Raw genomic sequence first — 19,454 nt, 5'->3', positions numbered from 1 at the left:
GGCGTGGTGTGGCCGGTGAGCCCGAAGCCGGCGCCGGGGGCGCGCCCGGATGGTGGGCGCGCCCCGACACCGTCAGGCGCGGCGGAGGCGGAAGGTCAGGGACAGGTCCTCGTCCACGTGGGACGGCAAGTCGTCCACGGTGCCCTCCGTCATCGTCGTCGCCAGGACCTCCTCAGCCACCACGTGCGGCTCGGCGCGCAGGGCCGCGGCCAGGTCTGGTGACGAGGTGGTCCACCACAGCTCGATCCGGTCCGTGATGGACAGGCCCGTCGCCTTGCGGGCCTCCTGGACCAGGCGGATGACCTCACGCAGGAGCCCCGCGCGGCGCAGCTCGTCGGTGAGCTCCAGGTCCAGGGCGACCGTCTCGCCGGTGCCGGTGCCGATCGCGCCGGTCTCCACCGCCCAGCCCGTCCGGGGCTGCTCGTTGACGATCACGTCGTCCGGGCCGAGCATGATCTCGCCCAGCTCGTCCGCCTCCACCATGACCGTGCCGCCGGAGCGGAGAGCACGCGCCACCCGCGTCGGGTCGGCGGCGGCCACCGCGGCGGCCACGAGCTTGGTCTGGGAGCCGAAGCGCTTGCCCAGGGCCCGGAAGTTGGGCTTGATCGTGTAGGACACGAGATCGGCGCTGAAGCCGGACATGTCCTCGATCGTCTGGACATTGAGCTCTTCGGCCACGAGGCCTCGCAGCTCGCCGGGCAGTGACGGCCACCCGTGCGCGCCCACCAGGGCCCGTCCGAGCGGCTGCCGCGTCTTGACGCCCGACGACGCGCGGGCCGAGCGGCCCAGCTCCACCAGGCGCCGCACCAGCGCCATCTGGTCGGACAACACCGGGTTCAGCAGGTCCTCGCGTACCTCCGGCCAGGACGCCAGGTGCACCGAGGAGGGCGCCTGCGGCGAGCGCAGCACGTCCCACAGGTAGTCGGTGACGAACGGCGTGATGGGGCCCATCAGCCGCAGCACCGTCTCCAGGCACTCGTACAGCGTGGCGAACGCGTCCTGCGAACCCTGCCAGAAGCGGCGGCGCGAGCGGCGCACGTACCAGTTGGACAGGTCGTCAAGGAAGTCGGCCAGGCGGCGGCCGGCGCGCTGGGTGTCGTATTCATCCAGCGACGCCGTGACGTCGGCCACCGTGCGGTGCAGCTCGGCCAGCGCCCAGCGGTCGAGCAGCGGGCGCTCGGCCGCCGGCGTGGCCTCGGCCAGCCTGGCGGGCGACCACGACTCCGCGTTCGCGTAGAGGGTGAAGAACGACGAGGTGTTCCAGAGCGTCAGCAGGACCTTGCGGACGATCTCCTCCAGGGCGTTGTGCCCCACGCGGCGGGCCGCCCAGGGCGAGCCGGAGCAGGCCATGAACCAGCGCAGTGCGTCGGCCCCGTGCTGGTCCATCAGCGGGATGGGCTCCAGGATGTTGCCCAGGTGCTTGCTCATCTTGCGGCCGTCCTCGGCCAGGATCAGGCCCAGGCAGAGCACGTTCTCGTAGGAGGACTGGCCGAAGACGAGCGTGCCGACGGCCATCAGCGAGTAGAACCAGCCGCGGGTCTGGTCGGTGGCCTCGCAGATGAACTGCGCCGGGTAGACGCCCTCGGGCTTGCCGCGCTCGCCCCACTGCGCGAACGGCATCGAGCCGGAGTCGTACCAGGCGTCGATGACGTCCGGCACGCGGCGCGCGAGAGCACCGCACGTCGGGCAGTCGAAGGTCACGTCGTCCACGTACGGGCGGTGCGGGTCGAGCGCCGAGACGTCCTGGCCGGCCAGCGAGCCCAGCTCCTCCATCGACCCGACGCACGTCACGTGGGACTCGTCCGCCGAGCACACCCACAGCGGCAGGGGCGTGCCCCAGTAGCGTGAGCGCGACAACGACCAGTCGACGTTGTTGCGCAGCCACTCGCCGAAGCGGCCCCACTTGATCGTGTCCGGATACCAATGGGTGTCCGCGTTCTCGGCCAGCATCTGGTCCTTGACCGCGGTGGTGCGGATGTACCAGGACGGGAGCGCGTAGTAGAGCAGCGGCGTGTGGCAGCGCCAGCAGTGCGGGTAGGCGTGCTCGAAGTGGCCGCCGCGGAACAGCAGGCCGCGGGCCCGCAGGTCCTCGGTCAGCTCCTCGTCGGCGTCCTTGAAGAACCGGCCGCCGACCATGGGGACGTCGTCGAGGAAGCGGCCGTCGGGGCCGATCGGGTTGACGATCGGCATGTCATACCGCTTGATCACGGCCAGGTCGTCGGCGCCGAAGGCGGGCGCCTGGTGGACCAGGCCGGTGCCGTCCTCGACCGTGACGTAGTCGCCGAGCACCACATAGTGGGCGTCCGGGATGTCGACCAGGTCGAACGGCCGGGAGTAGGTGGTGCGCTCCAGGTCGCGGCCGCTGTAGCGGGCCACCTCGGTGATGCCCTCGCCCAGGACCGGCAGCAGCGGCTCGGCGACGACGAGCACCTCGCCGTCCGTGGTGCGGGCCGCGACGTACGTCACGTCGGGGTGCACGGCCACCGCCGTGTTGGACACCAGCGTCCACGGCGTCGTCGTCCACACCAGCAGCGCCGCGCCCAGCTCGGCCAGCGGTCCGGAGGTCACCGGCATGCGGACGTAGACCGACGGGCTGGAGACGTTCTCGTAGCCGCCCGGCTGGCCCAGCTCGTGGTCGGACAGGCCCGTGCCGCAGCGCGGGCAGTAGGGCGTGATCCGGAAGTCGCGGAACAGCAGCCCCTTGTCGAAGACGACCTTCAGCGACCACCACACGGACTCCACGTAGGACGGGTCCATGGTCCGGTAGGCCTGGGACAGGTCGATCCAGTAGCCCATCCGCTCGGTCAACTGCTCGAAGGCGTCCACGTGCCGCAGCACGGACTCGCGGCACTTGGCGTTGAACTCGGCGATGCCGTACGTCTCGATGTCCTTCTTACCGGACAGGCCGAGTTCCTTCTCCACTCCCACCTCGACGGGCAGGCCGTGGCAGTCCCATCCGGCCTTTCGCGGAACGCTGAATCCGCGCATGGACTTGTAGCGCGGGAACAGGTCCTTGAACACGCGCGCCTCGACGTGATGCACGCCGGGCAGGCCGTTAGCGGTGGGCGGGCCCTCGTAGAAGACCCAGGCGGGATTGCCCGCGTTCTGCTCGATGGAACGCTCGAAGATCTTCCCGTCCCGCCAGCGGTCGAGGACCTCGCGCTCGAGCGCGGGCAGGTCGACCTGCGCGGGAAGAGGGCGGAAGGTTGGGGAAGACATGTCGGGCGGGCCTCCACGCTTGGTCAATACGGCAGGACAAGCGCGAAGGGACGAAGCCCGGAACGGCTCCGCGGTACCACCCTTCTTGACCCCGCCCGCAGGGCGAGGCCCTCTTCATTTGATCTGCTGCCGGTTCTAATGAGCTCGCGAGAGCCGTTCTTCCGGCGGCTCCGGGGTGATATCCCTCACAGTCGGGCCCCATCAACGCCTTGCAGTCTCAAACCATAACGCAGAGTGGAGCCAAAGGCTTCCAGGTTTCCCTGGTGAGGCCCTGCGGCGCCACCGCAGCTGCCACCACTCCGGTACGGAAGGCGTAAACGGCAACAAAGTTGTGGGAATGGACGCCGCTGAGGAGGAGTTAGATGCGCGAGGCGGGATAGTACGCAGGAGGTAAACCGTCCGGCGGGTCGTTTGCCGTTCCGTTATCAGGATCCTAAGCTGCCCGCACCCTTAACGGCCTTGATCAGCAATGGAGGCACGCCATGGCGGCAGTCACGCAGACCGCTACTCCTTCGATGTGGTCGGAGGAGGAGCTGGCTGAGGTACGCGGCACGCTCCAGTCGGAGATCGACGAGCTCAACGCCGACATTCTTCGCCATGAGACGGAGATAGCCTCTGGAGATGTCACCCAGGGCGCCGGAGATGACCAGGCCGACGCCGGTGCGAAGACATATGAGCGCGAACGCGAGATCGCCCTTACCCTGAATGCGCGCGATCTGGTCGCGCAGAACGAACGTGCGATCGCCAGGATCGACGCGGGGACTTATGGAGTGTGCGAATCGTGCCACAAGCCGATCGGCAAGGAACGCCTTCAGGCGTTCCCGAGGGCGACGCTGTGCGTGGCCTGCAAGCAGAAGGAGGAGCGCCGGTAGGCAGACCTCGGGGTCGTCTGTTCGCCGTCCTCATCGTGCTGGCGGCCGTGATCTACGCGGCCGACCTCATCACCAAGACGGTGGTGCTGCGGACGCTTGAAGGCGAGGCGCCTCTGGTCGTCATCAAGGACGTCCTGCAGTTCCGGGTGATCTTCAACTCCGGTGCCGCGTTCAGCATCGGCACCGGGATGACCTTCGTTTTCACGCTGATCGCCGCGGCGGTGGTGGTGGCCATCGTCCGGACCGCGCGCAAGCTGGGCAGCCGCGCCTGGGCGGTCACGCTCGGCCTGCTGCTCGGGGGGGCGCTCGGCAACCTCACCGACCGGCTGCTGCGCTACCCGTCGGGGTTCGGCCGGTCCACGCAGCTCCAGGGGCACGTCGTGGACTTCATCGAGGTCCTGCCCGGGCACTTTCCCATCATCGACTACTTCCCGGTCTTCAACATCGCCGACTCGGCGATCGTCTGCGGCGGCATCCTCGCGGTCATCCTGGCCTGGCGCAACGTGCAGATCGACGGCTCCAGGGAGACCAAGGAGGCGACGAAGGATGACTGAGCAGCGCAGCCTGCCCGTGCCCGACGGGCTCGAGGGCGAGCGGCTCGACGCCGCCCTCTCGCGGCTGTTCGGCTTCTCCCGCACCCGCGCGGCCGAGCTGATCGGCGCGGGTGAGGTGCTGGTCGACGGCCGGCAGCCGGCCAAATCCGACCGGGTGCACGCGGGCGCGTGGCTGGACGTGACCCTGCCGCCGCCGGTGACCACGCCCATGCCGGTGGCCGAGCCGGTGCCCGGCATGACGATCGTCTACGAGGACGACGACATCGTGGTGGTCAACAAGCCGATCGGGGTGGCCGCCCACCCGACCGTCGGCTGGACGGGACCCACCGTGATCGGCGGGCTGCTCGGGGCCGGGCACACGATCGCCACCAGCGGCGCCGCCGAGCGCCAGGGCATCGTGCACCGCCTGGACGCCAACACCACCGGCGCGATGGCCGTGGCCAAGAGCGAGCATGCCTACTCGCGGCTCAAGCGCGCCTTCAAGGAGCGCACGGTCGACAAGCGTTACCACGCCCTCGTCCAGGGGCATCCCGACCCGTTCCGCGGCACCGTGGACGCGCCCATCGACCGGCATCCGTCAGGCGACGGCCGTTTCGCGGTGGTGGCCGGCGGCAAGCCCTCCATCACCCACTACGACACCGTCGAGGCGTTCCGCGCGGCCTCGCTGCTGGACATCAAGCTGGAGACGGGGCGTACCCACCAGATCAGGGTGCACATGGCGGCGCTGCGCCATCCGTGCGTGGGCGATCTGCTCTACGGCGCCGACCCGACGCTCGCCGCCCGGCTGGGGATCACCCGGCAGTGGCTGCACGCGGTCGCGCTCGGGTTCGAGCACCCGTCCACCGGGGAGTGGATGTCGTTCAGCACCGACTACCCGCAGGACCTGCAGAAGGCGCTCGACATCGTCCGCGACGAGTCCTGACCCCGGCGTCAGCGGTCCTTCCCGGCCTTCTTCTTGTCCTTGTCCGACGCCCTGCCGTTGTCCGATCCGTCGACCGCGCCGGGTGTCTCGGCCGGCGTCTCCTCCTCGTCGTTCGTGTCTTTCTCGTCCTGCTCGGACTTGGTGGGCGTCGGCTCCTCGGACTCGCTCTCGCGGCCGGGTGTCCTGGGCTGATCTCTCGTGGGAGGCGGTGTGCTCTGCGGCGCCGGCGGCTCGTACGTGGATTGCGGGGTGGTCTGCGTGGCCGTCCCCGGCGCCTGCGACGACGGGGACGGGGTCGTGGTCACCACGACGGGCGTGGGCAGGGGAGTGCGCTGCGTGTCGTCCGGCCGGCTGGACCACCAGGCCGCGCCGCCGGTGACGAGGCCGACCAGGAGCGCGCCCGCGCCGATCGCGGCCAGTGGCAGCCTGCGTCGCGGCCGTCCCGCGGCCCCCGTCGTGACGGTCGCGGGCACGGGACCCGTCTGTTCGGGGACGCCACCCGCCAGGATCGCGGTCAGCCGCCGCTCGGCCTCCTCCAGCGTCATGCGCTCGGCCGGGTCCTTGCGCAGCAGCCCGTGCAGCACGGGGGCGAGCACGCCCGCCCGGGCCAGTGGCTCCGGCTCGGCGTGCATGACCGCGCCGAGCGTGGCCAGCGCGTTGTCCCGCTGGAACGGCGAGTGGCCCTCGACAGCCATGTACAGCGTCACGCCCAGCGACCACAGATCCGAGGCGGGCCTGGCCGAGCCGCCCGCCGCGCGTTCGGGCGCCATGAAGGCGGGGGTGCCGATGAGGACGCCCGTCCTGGTGACGGGCGCCTCGTCCTCGGTGGTGGCGATGCCGAAGTCGGTCAGCACCGCCCGGCCGTCCTCGCTGAGCAGCACGTTGTCCGGTTTGACGTCGCGGTGCAGCACCCCGGCCGCGTGCGCCGCGCGCAGCGCCTCCAGCAGTTGCAGTCCTAAGTTCGCGGCTTCGAGGGGGGCCATCGGGCCCTCCTCGCGGATCAGCTCGCCCAGGGTGTGCGAACGTACGAGCTGCATGACGATCCACGGGTGACCGCGCTCCTCGATCACGTCATAGACGGTCGCCACACCCGGGTGCGCCACCCGGCCCGCCGCCCTGGCCTCGCGGAACGTCCTGACCGAGAACACCTCGCGCTCGGGCCCCGACAGATCGGGCGGCGGCAGCACCTCCTTCACCGCGACGTCGCGGCCCAGCACCTCGTCGTGCGCCTGCCACACCGTGCCCATTCCGCCCTTGCCGATCGTCCTGAGCAGGCGATATCTCCCACCGATCGTCCCCGCTGAATCGGACATGCACGGCGACTACCCCAGAAGAATCCGGGCAAGCGCGGTGACGACCGCCGCCGCCGCCAGAACGACGAGGAAAGGTGCCCTGAGCAGCAGCGCCACCGCGGCGGCGCCGAGCCCGGCCGTGCGGGCCGCATCGAAGCGCAACTCGCCCGCCTCCGTGAACACCTGCACCGCGATCAGCGCCGCCAGCAGCGCCACCGGCACCAGTTCGGCGAACCTGCGCACCCCCGGATGGTCCAGCACCCGCCGCGGCGCCGCCAGCCCGGCCAGCTTGAGCGCGTAGCAGCCGGCGCAGACCGCGGCGATCGCCCACCACAGCGTCATCGGGCCATCACCACCAGCACGGCAGCGGCCGACAGCAGCACCGGCACACCGGGCGGCAGGAACGGGGTGGCGCACAACGCGACCGCCGCCGCGACCGCGGCCAGCAGGCGCAGCTCCTTGTTCGACGCCAGCCGGGGCCACAGGATGGCCAGGAACGCGGCCGGCCCCACCGCGTCCAGCCCCAGCACCCCCGGGTCGCCGAGGAACGACGTGCCGTAGGCCCCTGCCAGCGTGCAGAGGTTCCAGGTGATGTAGAGACTGGCGAACGTGGCCGTGAAACCGGCGCGCGCCGCCCGCTCGTCCGGCTGGGCGAGCGCCACGGCCGTGGTCTCGTCGATCACGCCGTGCGCGGCCAGCAGCCTGCGCGGGCCGCGCACCCGCAGCAGGCCGGCCAGGCGCAGGCCGTACAGCGTGTTGCGGCCGCCGAGCAGCAGCGCCCCCGCGGTGGCGGCCACCAGGTCGCCACCCGCGCCGACCGCCCCGGTCAGGGCGAACTGTGAGGCGCCCGTGAAGGTCAGCAGGCTCAGCACGCACGCCTGCGGCACGGTCAGTCCGGCGATGATCGCGGCGGCCCCGAAGGCGAGCCCCGACAGCCCCACGGCCACGCCCACGCCCAGACCGTCCCGCACGGCGGCGGAACGAAGTGTTGTCTGATCCATGGGGTGAGAGGCTAGGCGGTGGGTGAATCACCAGTCTTGTACGTTCCTGCGGCGCGTTGGTATGCGGCGGGCGGTACGCCCACAATGCGGCGGAAATGACGGGTCAGGTGGGCCTGGTCGGTGAAGCCCACCTCGGCGGCCACCCGCGCCGGCCGCATCCCCGACTCGAGAAGGTGGCGCGCCCGGCGGACCCGCAGCGAGGTCAGATAGGCGTGCGGCGGCAGCCCCGTCGCGTCCTTGAACGCCCGCAGCAACGCGAACGGCCGCGCTCCCACCGCGCCGGCCAGATCCTCCAGCGTCGGCGGGTCCACCAGGCTCTCGTGCAGCAGGTCGCGCGCCTCCCGCACGGCCCGCCCGCCCCCGCCGGGCAGCGCCGCGGCCGGCCGGGGCGCGGCGTGGCGCAGCAGCAGCCGGGCGAACAACGTGCGGCTCAGGGTCGAGGCGGCCAGCGCGTCACCGCGCTCGGCCGCCGCATGCGCCCTGCCGAGCAGCGCCGCCACCGGGTCGTCACGCACCACCTGATCGGGGAAGTGCGGCGTCCCGTGCGGCGCGCCCAGCTCGGCCGCGATCCCGGCCAGCGCGTCGATGGATGGGTAGAGCATGCGGTACGACCACCCGCCGGCCACGCCGGCCTGACCGGTGTGCACGGCGTCCGGGTTGACCAGCACCAGCTCGCCCGCGCCCGCCCGGTGGGTGACGCCCCGGTAGTCGAACTCCTCGACGCCCGTGACGATGAGGCCGATCGCGTAGCCGTCGTGCACGTGCCGGGAGAAGCGGTGGGTGACGTAGCGGGCCTTGAGCAGGTCCGTCTCCGGCACCGCCGGGTGCCGGAAGAAATGCGCCTGCTCTTTCACAGCGATTTGAAGGTCCTCGCGAACTTGGTGAAGTAGTGCTTGTCCTGGGCCCAGCGGGCGTCCGTGGTATCCCAGTACAGCGCGAAGGGCCGGCCGTCGGCGGTGTGGAAGCCGCGGTTGATCACGTGGATCAGCTGCTTGTCGCGGATCCGGGTGAACTCCCAGTCCGCGGCCGCGCGGCCGCGGTAGCGCAGCAGGGTGATGCCGATGCGGGTGTATCCCTGGAACTCGCCCTTGGCCAGGATCTCCTTCTCCAGGGCGAGCCAGGCCTGCTCCGGGCTCTTCCAGGAAACCTCGGGGGTGGTCCACTCCACGATCATCATCCCCGGGGAGCCGGGCCCCTTGAAGGAGATGCTGTCCCTGGTGGGGTGTTTCGTGGCCCGCCACCCCTCGGGTATCGCGATCGAGAACCGGCCGGCCGGGCTGGTGAACGTCCGCCATCCGGCCGGCAGCGTCTGGGCGGGCGTGGGCGCCGGGCCTGACGTGCTCGTGGAGGGAGCGGCCGTCGGGGTCGGGGTGGGGGTCGGGGTCGTCCTGCTGGTGTAGAGCAGCGTGCCGCCCGTGCCCACGGCGACCGCCACCGCCACGGCGGGCAGCGTGACCCACAGCGTCCTGCCGCGGCGAGACCGCTCCCGGACGGCCGCCGGCCGCTCGCCCGCGGTCGGGTATGCCTGGGCCTCGCTCGTCGGGTGCACCGGGCCGCCGGCGGGCGCCGGGCGCATCCCCTGCATGGCCGTCGCCTGGCGCGGGTCGCCGGGGGCGTTGATCGCCGCCTCGTGCAGCAGCCGGGCGGCCTCCTCGGCCGGCATCCGCCTGCCCGGGTCCCGGCGCAGCAACCCCATGATCACCGGTGTGAGCGTCCCGCCCCTCGCCGGCGGCTCGGGCTCGTCCCGCAGCACCGCCGCGACCGTCGCCGCCCACGAGTCACGCTTGAACGGCGGCTCGCCCTCGACCGCCGCGTACAACGTCGCACCCAGCGACCACAGATCGGACTCCGGCCTGGCCGGCTCGCCGTTGAGCCGCTCGGGCGGCATGTAGGCGGGCGTGCCCACCAGCCCGCCGCTCGCGGTCAGCCCGGCCTCCGCCTCCAGCGAGGCGATGCCGAAGTCGGTCAGCACGACCCTGCCGTCATCGGCCAGGAGCACGTTTTCCGGCTTCACGTCGCGGTGCAGCACCCCGGTGGCGTGCGCGGCCCGCAGGGCGTCCAGCACCCGGCCGCCGACCATCGCGACCTGCCCGGGCCGCAGCGGACCCTCCTCGCGCACCACCTGCGCCAGCGAGCGGGAGCGGACGAGCTGCATGACGATCCACGGGCGGCCGTCCTGCTCCACGACGTCGTGGATGACGACCACCGAGGGGTGGTCGAGGCGGCCCGCCGCCCTGGCCTCCCTGATGGTCCGGCGATTGAGCTCGGCCCGCTTGGCCTCGCCGACGCCCGCGTAGCGGACCTCCTTGATCGCCACCGTGCGGTCGAGCAGCTCGTCGTAGGCACGCCAGACCACGCCCATGCCGCCTTCTCCGAGCGGCTCGATGAGCCTGTAGCGGTTGCTGACCTGCACGTCGAAAGTTTACTTGGCCGGGACGAACGTCGCGGTGAACCCCTCGAAGAGGTGGTAGTCGTCCTTCCAGTGGCTGTTCAGCGTGTGCCAGTAGATGGCGTAGGCCCGCCCGTTGTCGGTGACGAAGCCCCGGTTGCGCACGCGGGTCTTGCCGGTGTTGGTGTTCCAGGTGAAGTCCCAGTCGGCGGCCGCCTTCATGTAGTCGACCTTCTTGATGTCGAGCAACTTATAGCCGCCGAAGTTGTTCTTGAGTGAGGGTTCCTGCTTCTTCCAGTCCTTGTACGGGTCCGTCCCCGGGTTCGCGGCCTCCTCGATCATGAGGTACGCGTTCGGCGCCGCCCCCGGGCCCCTGAACTTGACCTGCATGCCGCCGCGGGTCAACACGTCCCAGCCCTTGGGCAGCCCGATGGAGAAACCCATCTTCTTGTCCTTGTACATCTTCCAGCCGGCGGGCAGCGGGTCGGCCGCCTTGGTCGGACTGGGGCTCGGGCTGGGACTGGCGGTGGCGGAGGGGCTCGGCGACGCGGACGGCGCCGTCGAAGGCGGCTGGGACGCGTCCGGCGAGGCCTGCGAGGCAGTCGCGGTGACCGGGGCGGCCTGCTGCGACCTGCCGGGGTCCGGCGTGCTGTCCTCGGGAGCCGAGCGCAGGCCGAGGTAGCCGCCCACGCCGGCGACGAGCACGACCGCCACGGCCGCCGCGATGATCGGTCCGGGGCGACGCGGGTCGGGCCGGACCGCTTCGACCGTGGACACGGCGGGCGGCTTCGGCTCCGCGGTCCCCGGGGTGAGCCGCGCGCCGGTCTCGGGCACGGCCGCCGGGGCAGGGGCGAGGTTGGGATCGGTCGGGGTGTCGTCCTCGGCCGGTTCCTGGCGCGAGGGGGACTGGTAGGGCTGTTTGCGCGGCTTGGCCGGGACGGCCGCCTTACGCGGCTTGGCCGCAGTCGGCACCTCCAGGTGCTGAGCCGCGGGGAACGGCGCGGTCGGCGGCGGGCTCGACTGCGCGATGGCCCCGCGCAGCAGGCGCGTCGCCTCCTCGTGCGTGAGCCGCTGCACTGGCTCCTTGCACAGCAACCCGCTGATCACCTCGGTCAGCGGGCCGGCGTTCCGTGCGGGATCCGGCTCGTCGGTCAGCACGGCGTGCATGGTCGCCAGGGCCATGCCCCGCTCGTGCGGCGAGCGGCCCTCCACGGCCGTGTACAGCGTGGCGCCCAGCGACCACAGGTCCGACTCGCGCCGCGCGGGCAGGCCCTTGAGCCGCTCGGGCGCGATGAACGCCGGCGTGCCCGCCAGCCCCGTCACGGTCAGCTGCGTCTCGGTCTCCAAGGTGGCGATGCCGAAGTCGGTGAGCACGACCCTGCCGTCGTCGGCCAGGAGCACGTTTTCCGGCTTGACGTCACGGTGCAGCACGCCGGCCTCGTGGGCGCGGTGCAGGGCGTCCAGCACCGCCAGGCCGATCTCGGCCACCCGCTTGTGCGGCAGCGGCCCGTCCTGCTTGATCACGGCGCCCAGCGACCGCGACTGGACGAGCTGCATGACGATCCAGGGACGGCCGTCCTCCTCGATCACGTCGTGCACGACGATCACGTTCGGATGCTCGAATCTGGCCGCCGCCCTCGCCTCGCGCATCGTGCGCCGGTTCAGGAGCTGCACTTCCTCGCCCAAGGCGGCCGCGTATCTGACCTCCTTGACGGCGACGGTGCGGTCAAGGAGCTCGTCGTGGGCGCGCCAGACGATGCCCATCCCGCCCCTGCCGATGGGTTCCTGCAGCTGGTAGCGGCCGGCGATGCGACGTCCGTCCTGCTTCCGATCCGACATCAACGGCCTCAAACCCTCCCTCTAGGCCAAGAAATACTCCCATAGCGAGGGATCAACGGCGACTCGCCGGAAGGTCAGTCCGCCATGTGAGAACGAGCGTCCAGCAGGTGGAGGGGTGGGGTAGGGTCTGAATATGACTTGTCGCTACGCGTTTACCGAGCCGGCTCCGGGAGGGCCGGTCGGCGGCTAGCGACCACCTGGAGTCGGCACAAGGCAGAGACGCCCGTCTCTGCCTTTTTGGTTTTCCCCGCCGGCTTCAGGGAGCCGGCCCGAAGGTGGAGTCAAGAATGTCATCGACGTTGGAACGGCACGCGGTCGCCGTCGGAGACCTGCTCGTGGGCGACGGGCCCGCCGTGATGATCGGCAGCAGGGTGAGCCTGCGGGCTCATGGCGGGCGGGCGGACGCCTACGAGGTGTTGCGTGATCGGGTCACGCTGGCGGAGCCGCACTCGGCGGCCGATTTGCCGGCGATCGCCGAGCTGGCGGACGCCGTGGTGGTGGGGGCCTCGTGGACGCGCGACATCCCGCTGGTGCGCGCGGCGGCCGGGCTCGGGCTGCCGGTGGTGGTCGAGCGGCGGCCGTCGGCGCCGGTGGAGGAATGGCTGGGTCTGGCCGACTACTGCGCGAGTGAGGGCGACGGGCGGGTGATCCTCTGCGAAGGAGCTCGGCGACACAGTCCGACGGGCCGGCCCGGCCAGGCCGTGGGCAGATGGCCCGACCTGGGCCTGATGCGAGCGGCCCGGATGATCTCGGGCCGGCCCGTCCTCGCCGACGTCTCCGGGGACCTCGGGCTGTCGGCGGCCGCGGTGGCGGCCGGCGCCGACGGCCTGATCATCGACAGCGCGGGTCCCGAATCGGCGGCGGACCCGCTGGCGGCCCTGCGCGTGGCGGAAGAGGCCGTGACCGTCGTCGGCGCGCTGCTGCGCCCGGAGGCGCCCGCCACGGTGCCGGAGTGCCGTGCGGCGATCGACCGCGTGGACGCCGCCCTGGCGACCCTCCTCGAGCAGCGCGCCGCCCTGGCGGGCATCGTGCAACGCATCAAGCCGGTCGGCGGGTTCGCGGGGCGGGACATGGCCAGGGAACGTGCCCTGGTGGCGCGGATGGCCCTGCGGGCGCCCTCGCTGGGCCAGGCGCGCCTGGCCCCCATCATGAACGCCGTGATCGAGGCCGGCCTCCACCTCGCCGAGGAACGCGCGGCACCGTGAGCCGGGGGACGGCTATGGGGTGGCGAGGTGGAAGTTGTTCATGGGACGGCCCGGGCCGTCCGCGATCTGCTGGGTGATCAGGCCGGCGAAGAGGCGGTAGCCGTCGCCCGTCGGGTGGTAGCTGCGGGCGTTGACCTTGAGCTCCTCCATGTCCATGTGCAGCCCGTTCAGATAGGGTTGCGGCCGCCCTACCTCGTGCCCGGTGAACGCCTCGTAGGCGTCGACGTATTCGACGCTCCCCGGCCCCTCGAAGGCCGCGATCGCCCGGTCGAACTCGGCCACCACCGCCCCCACCGTGTCGTTGAGCCGCCGCGTCACCCCGTTGAGCCATCGCTGGTCCTCGACCGTGAGATTGTCCACGGAAGCCACGGGATCCCGGGGGAACGGCCGCGGGTAGCCAAGCACGACGATCCTCGCGTGGGGCGCGCGGACGCGCAGCTCGCGCAGGACCTTGGACATGTCGGTACGCAGCCGCTCGATGCGGCCGGCGACGGCCGCGTCCTGATCGACGCAGGCCGACGACCACGGCAGCTTGGCGATGCAGGCGGTCAGGACCTTGGTGAAGCCCGCGTCGTTGCCACCGATGCTCAGCGTCACCAGGCTCGCGGCCGGGCCCACGCGGGTGATCTGCGGCCGGTGGCCCCACTGGCCGGAGAAGAGCTGGCCGGTGGTGGCGCCGCTGCAGGCGTAGAAGGCGGTGCCGCCGGCGAAGCGGTAGGCCTGGGCGACCAGCGGCACGTAGGAGCCGGAGGCGCGATGGCAGCGGTCGGCGCCGTCGTTGAGCGGCTGTTTATCCAGCTCGTAGACGCCCTCGCCGGAGGAGAAGGAGTCGCCGAGCGCGACGTATGCCCCGCTCTGCGCGACCTGCACCGGCGTCAGGCGGACCACCTGGGGTAACCCGCCGCGCGGCGGGCCGCCGTCAGGGCAGCCCGCGTCCAGAAGGGCGCAGGCCAGCTTGGGGTAGACGCCCAAGGGCAGCAACGCCAGCGCGAGCGCGACGCCGGCGGCCGCGGCGGCGGCGATGTGGATGATGGTGCGCCGTCTCGACTCCTGCAGCGCGGCCTCCCCCGGAACGGCGACTCCATCGAGGGTAACCCGGCGATCAGCGCGCCGCGGTCGCCACGCGCCGCCGCTTGACGGCCAGCCAGCCCAGCGCGATGGCCACGGCCAGCGCGGGAATCAGGAAGAACGCGATCCGCTGATCGCGGTCGGCGAACGGCATCAGCAGCACCACCAGCGCCAGGAAGCCGAGCGTCAGCCAGTTCGTGTACGGCGAGCCCGGCATGGGGAACGTCGAGCGGTGCCCCGACCGCCGCAGCCGGGTCTGGCAGTGGACCAGCACGCCCCAGGTGGTGATCACGCCGAGCGAGGCGACCGCCGTGGCGATGTTGAACGCCCGCTCCGGCAGGAAGTAGAACAGCGCCACCCCCGCCAGGAACGTGGCCGCGGTGAACACGATGCCCCCGATCGGCACGTGACGGGTGCTGAGCGCCCCCGCGAAGCGTGGCGCCTCGCTCTTCATGGCCATCGAACGCAGGATGCGGCCCGTGGCGTACAGACCCGAGTTGCAGGACGACATCGCGGCGGTGATCACGACGAGGTTCATGGCGTCGCCCGCCCACGGGATGCCCAGACCGGAGAAGACCGTCACGAAGGGGGACTCGCCCGCGCGGTACGCCGTCCACGGCAGCACCATGGCCAGCAACGCCACCGAACCCACGTAGAAGATCGCGATGCGCCACACCACGCCGTTGATCGCCTTCGGCATGACCTCGTCCGGCCTGGCCGTCTCGCCCGCCGTGATGCCGACCAGCTCGATCGACGCGTACGCGAACACCACCGATTGCAGGCTCATCAGCACGAGCGGGAACCCGGTCGGGGTGAAGCCGCCGTGCGCGACCAGGTTGTGCGGCCCCGCCTGGCCGATGGAGAAGACCACGAGCACCAGCCCCACCACGAGGAAGACCGTGATCGCCAGGACCTTCAGCATGGCGAACCAGAACTCCAGCTCCCCGAACAGCCGGACCGACAGCAGGTTGACCGTCAGCACGAAGCCCAGCGCGATCAGCGCCGTCGCCCATTGGGGGAACGCCGGCGCCCAGTAGTGGATGTACGCGGCGATCGCGGTCAGCTCGGCGATGCCGGTGAACGCCCAGTTGACCCAGTACATCCAGCCGCTGGCGAAGGCCGCCCACGGGCCGATGAACTCGTTCGCGTACTCGACGAACGACCCCGACACCGGGCGGTAGAGCACGAGCTCGCCCAGCGCGCGCATGACGAAGAACGCGGCGAGCCCGGCGGCGGCGTACGACAGCACCAGGGCGGGTCCCGTGGCGGCCAGCCGGCCGCCGGCGCCGAGGAACAGGCCCACCCCGATCGCCCCGCCGATCGCGATCATCTGGACCTGCCGGTTGCCCAGCGCGTGTGTGTATCCTTCGTCCGTTTTCGTGCGCACCGAGTGTCTCCTCCACTACTTTCCGTAACTGAGACGATATCGGTGCAGGTCAGCGCGCCGGCCACCGGCACGCCGTTCCGGCTGATCGCGCCGTGCAACCCCGGAATGTCGGTCCGGGCCACTAGAGTCAGAGCGCACCAAACACAGCTTCAGATCGGGAGGCGCCGCTCCATGTCGTCCGACTCGTTCGTGCATCTGCATGTGCATACGGAATATTCGATGCTCGACGGCGCCGCCCGTCTGAAGCAGATGTTCAAACAGGTCGGCGAGCTGGGCATGCCCGCGATCGCGATCACCGACCACGGCAACATGCACGGCGCCTACGACTTCTACAAGCAGGCGACCGGCGCCGGCATCAAGCCGATCATCGGCATCGAGGCCTACGTCGCGCCGGAAAACCGCCACAACAAGCGCCCGGTGCTGTGGGGCGAGCCGCACCAGAAGAGGGACGACGTCTCGGCCGGCGGCTACTACACCCACATGACGATCTGGGCCCGCAACAAGACGGGCCTGCACAACCTGATGAAGCTCAGCTCGCGTGCCTACACCGAGGGCTTCGTCCGCAAGTGGGCGCGCATGGACGCCGAGATCCTCGCCGAGCACGCCGACGGCCTGATGGCCACGACCGGCTGCCCGTCTGGCGAGGTGCAGACGCGGCTGCGGCTCGGCCAATACGACGCGGCGGTCCAGGCCGCGGCGAAATTCCAGGAGATCTTCGGCAAGGACAACTTCTACCTGGAGATCATGGACCACGGCCTCGACATCGAGCGCCGCGTCCGCGACGGGCTGACCAGGATCAGCAGGGAGCTGGACATCCCGCCGCTGGTCACCAACGACTCCCACTACACCTACGAGTCCGACGCCCCCTCCCACGACGCCCTGCTGTGCATCCAGACCGGCAAGCAGCTGTCGGACCCCGACAGGTTCCGCTTCGACGGCAGCGGCTACTACATCAAGAACGCCGACGAGATGCGCGCGGTCGACTCCTCCGACCTGTGGGCGGAGGGCTGCCGCAACACGCTGCTGGTGGCGGAGAAGGTCGACCCGACCGGCTTCTTCGAGCACAAAAACCTCATGCCGACCTTCCCCGTCCCGGACGGCATGACCGAGGAGCAATACTTCCGCCAGGAGGTCTGGAAGGGGCTCGAGCGGCGCTTCCCCGAGGGGGTGGACGAGGAGCACCGCGAGTGGGCGGAAAAAGAGCTGCGGGTCATCGTCCAGATGGGCTTCCCGAGCTACTTCCTCGTGGTCGCCGACTTCATCATGTGGGCCAAGAACAACGGCATCCGCGTCGGACCGGGCCGTGGCTCGGCGGCCGGCTCGCTGGTGGCGTACGCGCTGGGCATCACCGACCTCGACCCCATCCCGCACGGCCTGATCTTCGAGCGCTTCCTCAACCCCGAGCGCGTGTCCATGCCTGACGTCGACATCGACTTCGACGAGCGCAGGCGCGGCGACGTGATCAGATATGTCACCGAGAAGTGGGGCGCCGACAAGGTCGCCATGATCGCCACGTTCGGCACCATCAAGGCCAAGGCCGCCATCAAGGACGCGGGCCGCGTCCTGGGCTACCCCTACGCGCTGGGCGACAAGGTCTCCAAGGCCTTCCCGCCCGCCGTCATGGGCAAGGACATCCCGCTGTCGGGCATCTTCGACAAGGACCACCCGCGTTACGCCGAGGCCGGCGAGCTGCGCAGGCTCTACGAAGAGGACGTCGACGTCAAGGCGACGATGGACCTCGGCAAGGGCCTGGAGGGCCTGATCAGGCAGACCGGCGTGCACGCCGCCGGCGTGATCATGTCGGCCGAGGTGCTGACCGACTACATCCCGGTCATGCGCCGCGACTCCGACGGCGCGATCATCACGCAGTTCGACTATCCGACCTGCGAGACGCTCGGCCTGCTGAAGATGGACTTCCTGGGCCTGCGCAACCTCACGATCATCGACGACTGCCTGAAGATGATCGAGTCCACCACCGGCGAGCAGATCGACCTGCTGCAGTTGCCGCTGGACGACCGCAAGTCCTATGAGCTGCTGGCCCGGGGCGACACGCTCGGCATCTTCCAGCTGGACGGCGGCGGCATGCGCTCGCTGCTGCGGCTCATGCGCCCCGACAACTTCGAGGACATCTCCGCGGCGCTCGCGCTCTACCGTCCGGGCCCGATGGGCGCCAACTCGCACACCAACTACGCGCTCCGCAAGAACGGCCAGCAGGAGATCGTCCCGATCCACCCGGAGCTCGAGGAGCCGCTGAAGGAGATCCTGTCCACGACCCACGGCCTGATCGTCTATCAGGAGCAGGTCATGGCCATCGCGCAGAAGGTCGCCGGCTACTCGCTGGGCGGCGCCGACCTGCTGCGCCGCGCCATGGGCAAGAAGAAGAAGTCCGAGCTGGACAAGCAGTTCGAGTTCTTCGAGAAGGGCATGCAGGACAACGGCTTCTCGGCCGCGGCCATCAAGGCGCTGTGGGACATCCTGCTGCCGTTCTCCGACTACGCCTTCAACAAGGCCCACACCGCCGGCTACGGCCTGGTGTCCTACTGGACGGCCTACCTCAAGGCCAACCACCCGGCCGCCTACATGGCCGCGCTGCTGTCGTCGGTGAAGGACGACAAGGACAAGTCGGCCCTCTACCTCAACGAGTGCCGCCGCATGGGCATCAAGGTGTTCCCGCCGGACGTCAACGACTCCGACTTCGACTTCACCCCGCGCGGCACCGACATCCGCTTCGGCCTGTCGGCCGTCCGCAACGTCGGCGCCAACGTCGTCGACGGCATCATCGCCGCCCGCAAGGAGAAGGGCCGCTTCGCCGACTTCAAGGACTTCCTGCGCAAGGTGCCCGCGCTCGCCTGCAACAAGCGCGTGATCGAGTCCCTGATCAAGGCGGGCGCCTTCGACTCCCTCGGCCACGTGCGCAAGGGCCTGGTCATGGTGCACGAGCAGGCCGTCGACGCGATCATCGACATCAAGAAGAACGAGGCCATCGGCCAGGACTCGTTGTTCGGCGGGGTCGACGGCGGCGAGGACCAGACGTTCGACGTGCAGATCCCGCCGGGGGAGTGGGACAAGACCACCCTGCTGCAGTTCGAGCGGGAGATGCTGGGCCTCTACGTGTCCGACCATCCACTGTTCGGCGTCGAGCACATCCTGTCGGCCGGGGCCGACTGCTCGATCGCCGCCCTCCAGGACGACAGCCGGCCCGACGGGCAGATCGTGACCGTCGGCGGCATCCTGAGCGGGGTGCAGCGCAAGGTCACCAAGAAGGGCGACACGTGGGTGCTGACCCAGCTGGAGGACCTCGAAGGGGCGATCGAGGTGATGGTCTTCCCCTCGGCCTACCAGCTGTGCTCGACGATCCTGGCCGAGGACGCGATCGTGTTCGTCAAGGGCCGGATCGACAAGCGGGAGGACGTCGGCAAGATCATCGCCATGGAGGTGACGGCGCCCGACCTGACGCAGGAGGCGGGCGGGCCGCTGTTGGTGAGCCTGCCGCTGACCCGCTGCACGCCGCCGGTCGTGAGCCGCCTGAAGGAGATCCTCACCACCCACCCGGGCACCTCCGAGGTCCATCTGCAGGTCCACAACGGGCCCAAGACGACCGTGATGCGCGTTGACGATCGCCTGCGGGTGACCCCCTCGCCTGCCCTGATGGGCGACCTCAAGCAGCTGCTCGGCCCGGCCTGCCTGGGGGCCTGATCTCGACGAG

14 protein-coding genes are annotated in these 19,454 nt (G+C 70.6%); 5 read left to right on the top strand and 9 right to left on the bottom strand.

Features of this window, described 5'->3' with window-relative positions; all coding sequences use genetic code 11:
• Window positions 1-72 precede the first annotated feature (72 nt).
• Complete coding sequence (ileS, locus tag OHA25_RS45860) at window positions 73-3,219, bottom strand: isoleucine--tRNA ligase (RefSeq protein WP_327583151.1); 3,147 nt, start codon at window positions 3,217-3,219, stop codon at window positions 73-75.
• Window positions 3,220-3,701: 482 nt separating this feature from the next.
• On the opposite strand from ileS, the gene OHA25_RS45855 reads away from it, so the two are divergent.
• Genes OHA25_RS45855 through OHA25_RS45845 form a run of 3 tightly spaced genes read left to right on the top strand, consistent with a single transcriptional unit; the run spans window position 3,702 to window position 5,567 of the window.
• On the top strand, window positions 3,702-4,091 hold the full coding sequence (locus OHA25_RS45855) for a TraR/DksA family transcriptional regulator (RefSeq protein WP_305920039.1): 390 nt from the start codon (window positions 3,702-3,704) through the stop codon (window positions 4,089-4,091).
• A 35-nt stretch (window positions 4,092-4,126) separates the two neighbouring features.
• On the top strand, window positions 4,127-4,645 hold the full coding sequence (lspA, locus tag OHA25_RS45850) for a signal peptidase II (protein ID WP_327583150.1): 519 nt from the start codon (window positions 4,127-4,129) through the stop codon (window positions 4,643-4,645).
• A complete protein-coding gene (locus tag OHA25_RS45845) occupies window positions 4,638-5,567 on the top strand; it encodes an RluA family pseudouridine synthase (RefSeq protein WP_327583149.1) in 930 nt (309 codons plus the stop codon). The genes lspA and OHA25_RS45845 overlap by 8 nt, the downstream gene beginning before the upstream one ends.
• Before the next feature lie 8 nt (window positions 5,568-5,575).
• Here the strand turns inward: OHA25_RS45845 and OHA25_RS45840 are convergent, their stop codons facing one another.
• Genes OHA25_RS45840 through OHA25_RS45815 form a run of 6 tightly spaced genes read right to left on the bottom strand, consistent with a single transcriptional unit; the run spans window position 5,576 to window position 12,088 of the window.
• Window positions 5,576-6,880, bottom strand: coding sequence for a serine/threonine-protein kinase (locus OHA25_RS45840; protein WP_327583148.1), 1,305 nt, complete (start codon window positions 6,878-6,880; stop codon window positions 5,576-5,578).
• Between the two features lie 9 nt (window positions 6,881-6,889).
• Window positions 6,890-7,201 (bottom strand): AzlD domain-containing protein, encoded by a 312-nt coding sequence (locus OHA25_RS45835; protein WP_327583147.1) that lies wholly within the window; start codon window positions 7,199-7,201, stop codon window positions 6,890-6,892.
• The gene (locus OHA25_RS45830) at window positions 7,198-7,860 is read right to left on the bottom strand and encodes an AzlC family ABC transporter permease (protein WP_327583146.1); all 663 of its coding nucleotides are present in this window, start codon (window positions 7,858-7,860) and stop codon (window positions 7,198-7,200) included. The genes OHA25_RS45835 and OHA25_RS45830 overlap by 4 nt, the downstream gene beginning before the upstream one ends.
• Window positions 7,861-7,871: 11 nt before the next feature.
• A complete protein-coding gene (locus OHA25_RS45825) occupies window positions 7,872-8,714 on the bottom strand; it encodes an AraC family transcriptional regulator (RefSeq protein ID WP_327583145.1) in 843 nt (280 codons plus the stop codon).
• Window positions 8,711-10,273 carry a serine/threonine-protein kinase gene (locus OHA25_RS45820; RefSeq protein WP_327583144.1) on the bottom strand — a complete coding sequence of 521 codons (1,563 nt, stop codon included), beginning with the start codon at window positions 10,271-10,273 and terminating at the stop codon, window positions 8,711-8,713. The genes OHA25_RS45825 and OHA25_RS45820 overlap by 4 nt, the downstream gene beginning before the upstream one ends.
• 9 nt (window positions 10,274-10,282) lie before the next feature.
• Complete coding sequence (locus OHA25_RS45815) at window positions 10,283-12,088, bottom strand: serine/threonine-protein kinase (RefSeq protein ID WP_327583143.1); 1,806 nt, start codon at window positions 12,086-12,088, stop codon at window positions 10,283-10,285.
• A gap of 287 nt (window positions 12,089-12,375) precedes the next feature.
• Here OHA25_RS45815 and OHA25_RS45810 point away from each other — a divergent pair, with 287 nt between their 5' ends.
• Window positions 12,376-13,293: a chorismate mutase gene (locus tag OHA25_RS45810; protein ID WP_327583142.1), complete on the top strand. Its 918-nt coding sequence runs from the start codon at window positions 12,376-12,378 to the stop codon at window positions 13,291-13,293.
• Window positions 13,294-13,305: 12 nt separating this feature from the next.
• Here the strand turns inward: OHA25_RS45810 and OHA25_RS45805 are convergent, their stop codons facing one another.
• Together OHA25_RS45805 and OHA25_RS45800 are read right to left on the bottom strand one after the other, a co-directional pair.
• Window positions 13,306-14,265, bottom strand: coding sequence for an SGNH/GDSL hydrolase family protein (locus OHA25_RS45805; protein ID WP_327583141.1), 960 nt, complete (start codon window positions 14,263-14,265; stop codon window positions 13,306-13,308).
• Window positions 14,266-14,395: 130 nt separating this feature from the next.
• Window positions 14,396-15,748: an amino acid permease gene (locus tag OHA25_RS45800; protein WP_327583140.1), complete on the bottom strand. Its 1,353-nt coding sequence runs from the start codon at window positions 15,746-15,748 to the stop codon at window positions 14,396-14,398.
• Between the two features lie 171 nt (window positions 15,749-15,919).
• Here OHA25_RS45800 and dnaE point away from each other — a divergent pair, with 171 nt between their 5' ends.
• Window positions 15,920-19,444 carry a DNA polymerase III subunit alpha gene (dnaE, locus tag OHA25_RS45795; RefSeq protein WP_327583139.1) on the top strand — a complete coding sequence of 1,175 codons (3,525 nt, stop codon included), beginning with the start codon at window positions 15,920-15,922 and terminating at the stop codon, window positions 19,442-19,444.
• The last annotated feature ends 10 nt before the right edge of the window (window positions 19,445-19,454 follow it).

Origin of the sequence: Nonomuraea sp. NBC_00507, from assembly GCF_036013525.1 — a bacterium.
Classification (GTDB): domain Bacteria; phylum Actinomycetota; class Actinomycetes; order Streptosporangiales; family Streptosporangiaceae; genus Nonomuraea.
Note: the sequence above shows the minus strand (reverse complement) of the source record. Positions and strands in the feature narration are given on the sequence as shown.

Excerpts from the sequence above, each read along its gene's own strand:
- ileS (WP_327583151.1), bottom strand. The coding sequence starts at position 3,219 with ATGTCTTCCCCAACCTTCCGCCCTCTTCCCGCGCAGGTCGACCTGCCC.
- OHA25_RS45855 (WP_305920039.1), top strand. The coding sequence starts at position 3,702 with ATGGCGGCAGTCACGCAGACCGCTACTCCTTCGATGTGGTCGGAGGAG.
- OHA25_RS45845 (WP_327583149.1), top strand. The coding sequence starts at position 4,638 with ATGACTGAGCAGCGCAGCCTGCCCGTGCCCGACGGGCTCGAGGGCGAG.
- OHA25_RS45840 (WP_327583148.1), bottom strand. The coding sequence starts at position 6,880 with ATGTCCGATTCAGCGGGGACGATCGGTGGGAGATATCGCCTGCTCAGG.
- OHA25_RS45835 (WP_327583147.1), bottom strand. The coding sequence starts at position 7,201 with ATGACGCTGTGGTGGGCGATCGCCGCGGTCTGCGCCGGCTGCTACGCG.
- OHA25_RS45830 (WP_327583146.1), bottom strand. The coding sequence starts at position 7,860 with ATGGATCAGACAACACTTCGTTCCGCCGCCGTGCGGGACGGTCTGGGC.
- OHA25_RS45815 (WP_327583143.1), bottom strand. The coding sequence starts at position 12,088 with ATGTCGGATCGGAAGCAGGACGGACGTCGCATCGCCGGCCGCTACCAG.
- OHA25_RS45810 (WP_327583142.1), top strand. The coding sequence starts at position 12,376 with ATGTCATCGACGTTGGAACGGCACGCGGTCGCCGTCGGAGACCTGCTC.
- dnaE (WP_327583139.1), top strand. The coding sequence starts at position 15,920 with ATGTCGTCCGACTCGTTCGTGCATCTGCATGTGCATACGGAATATTCG.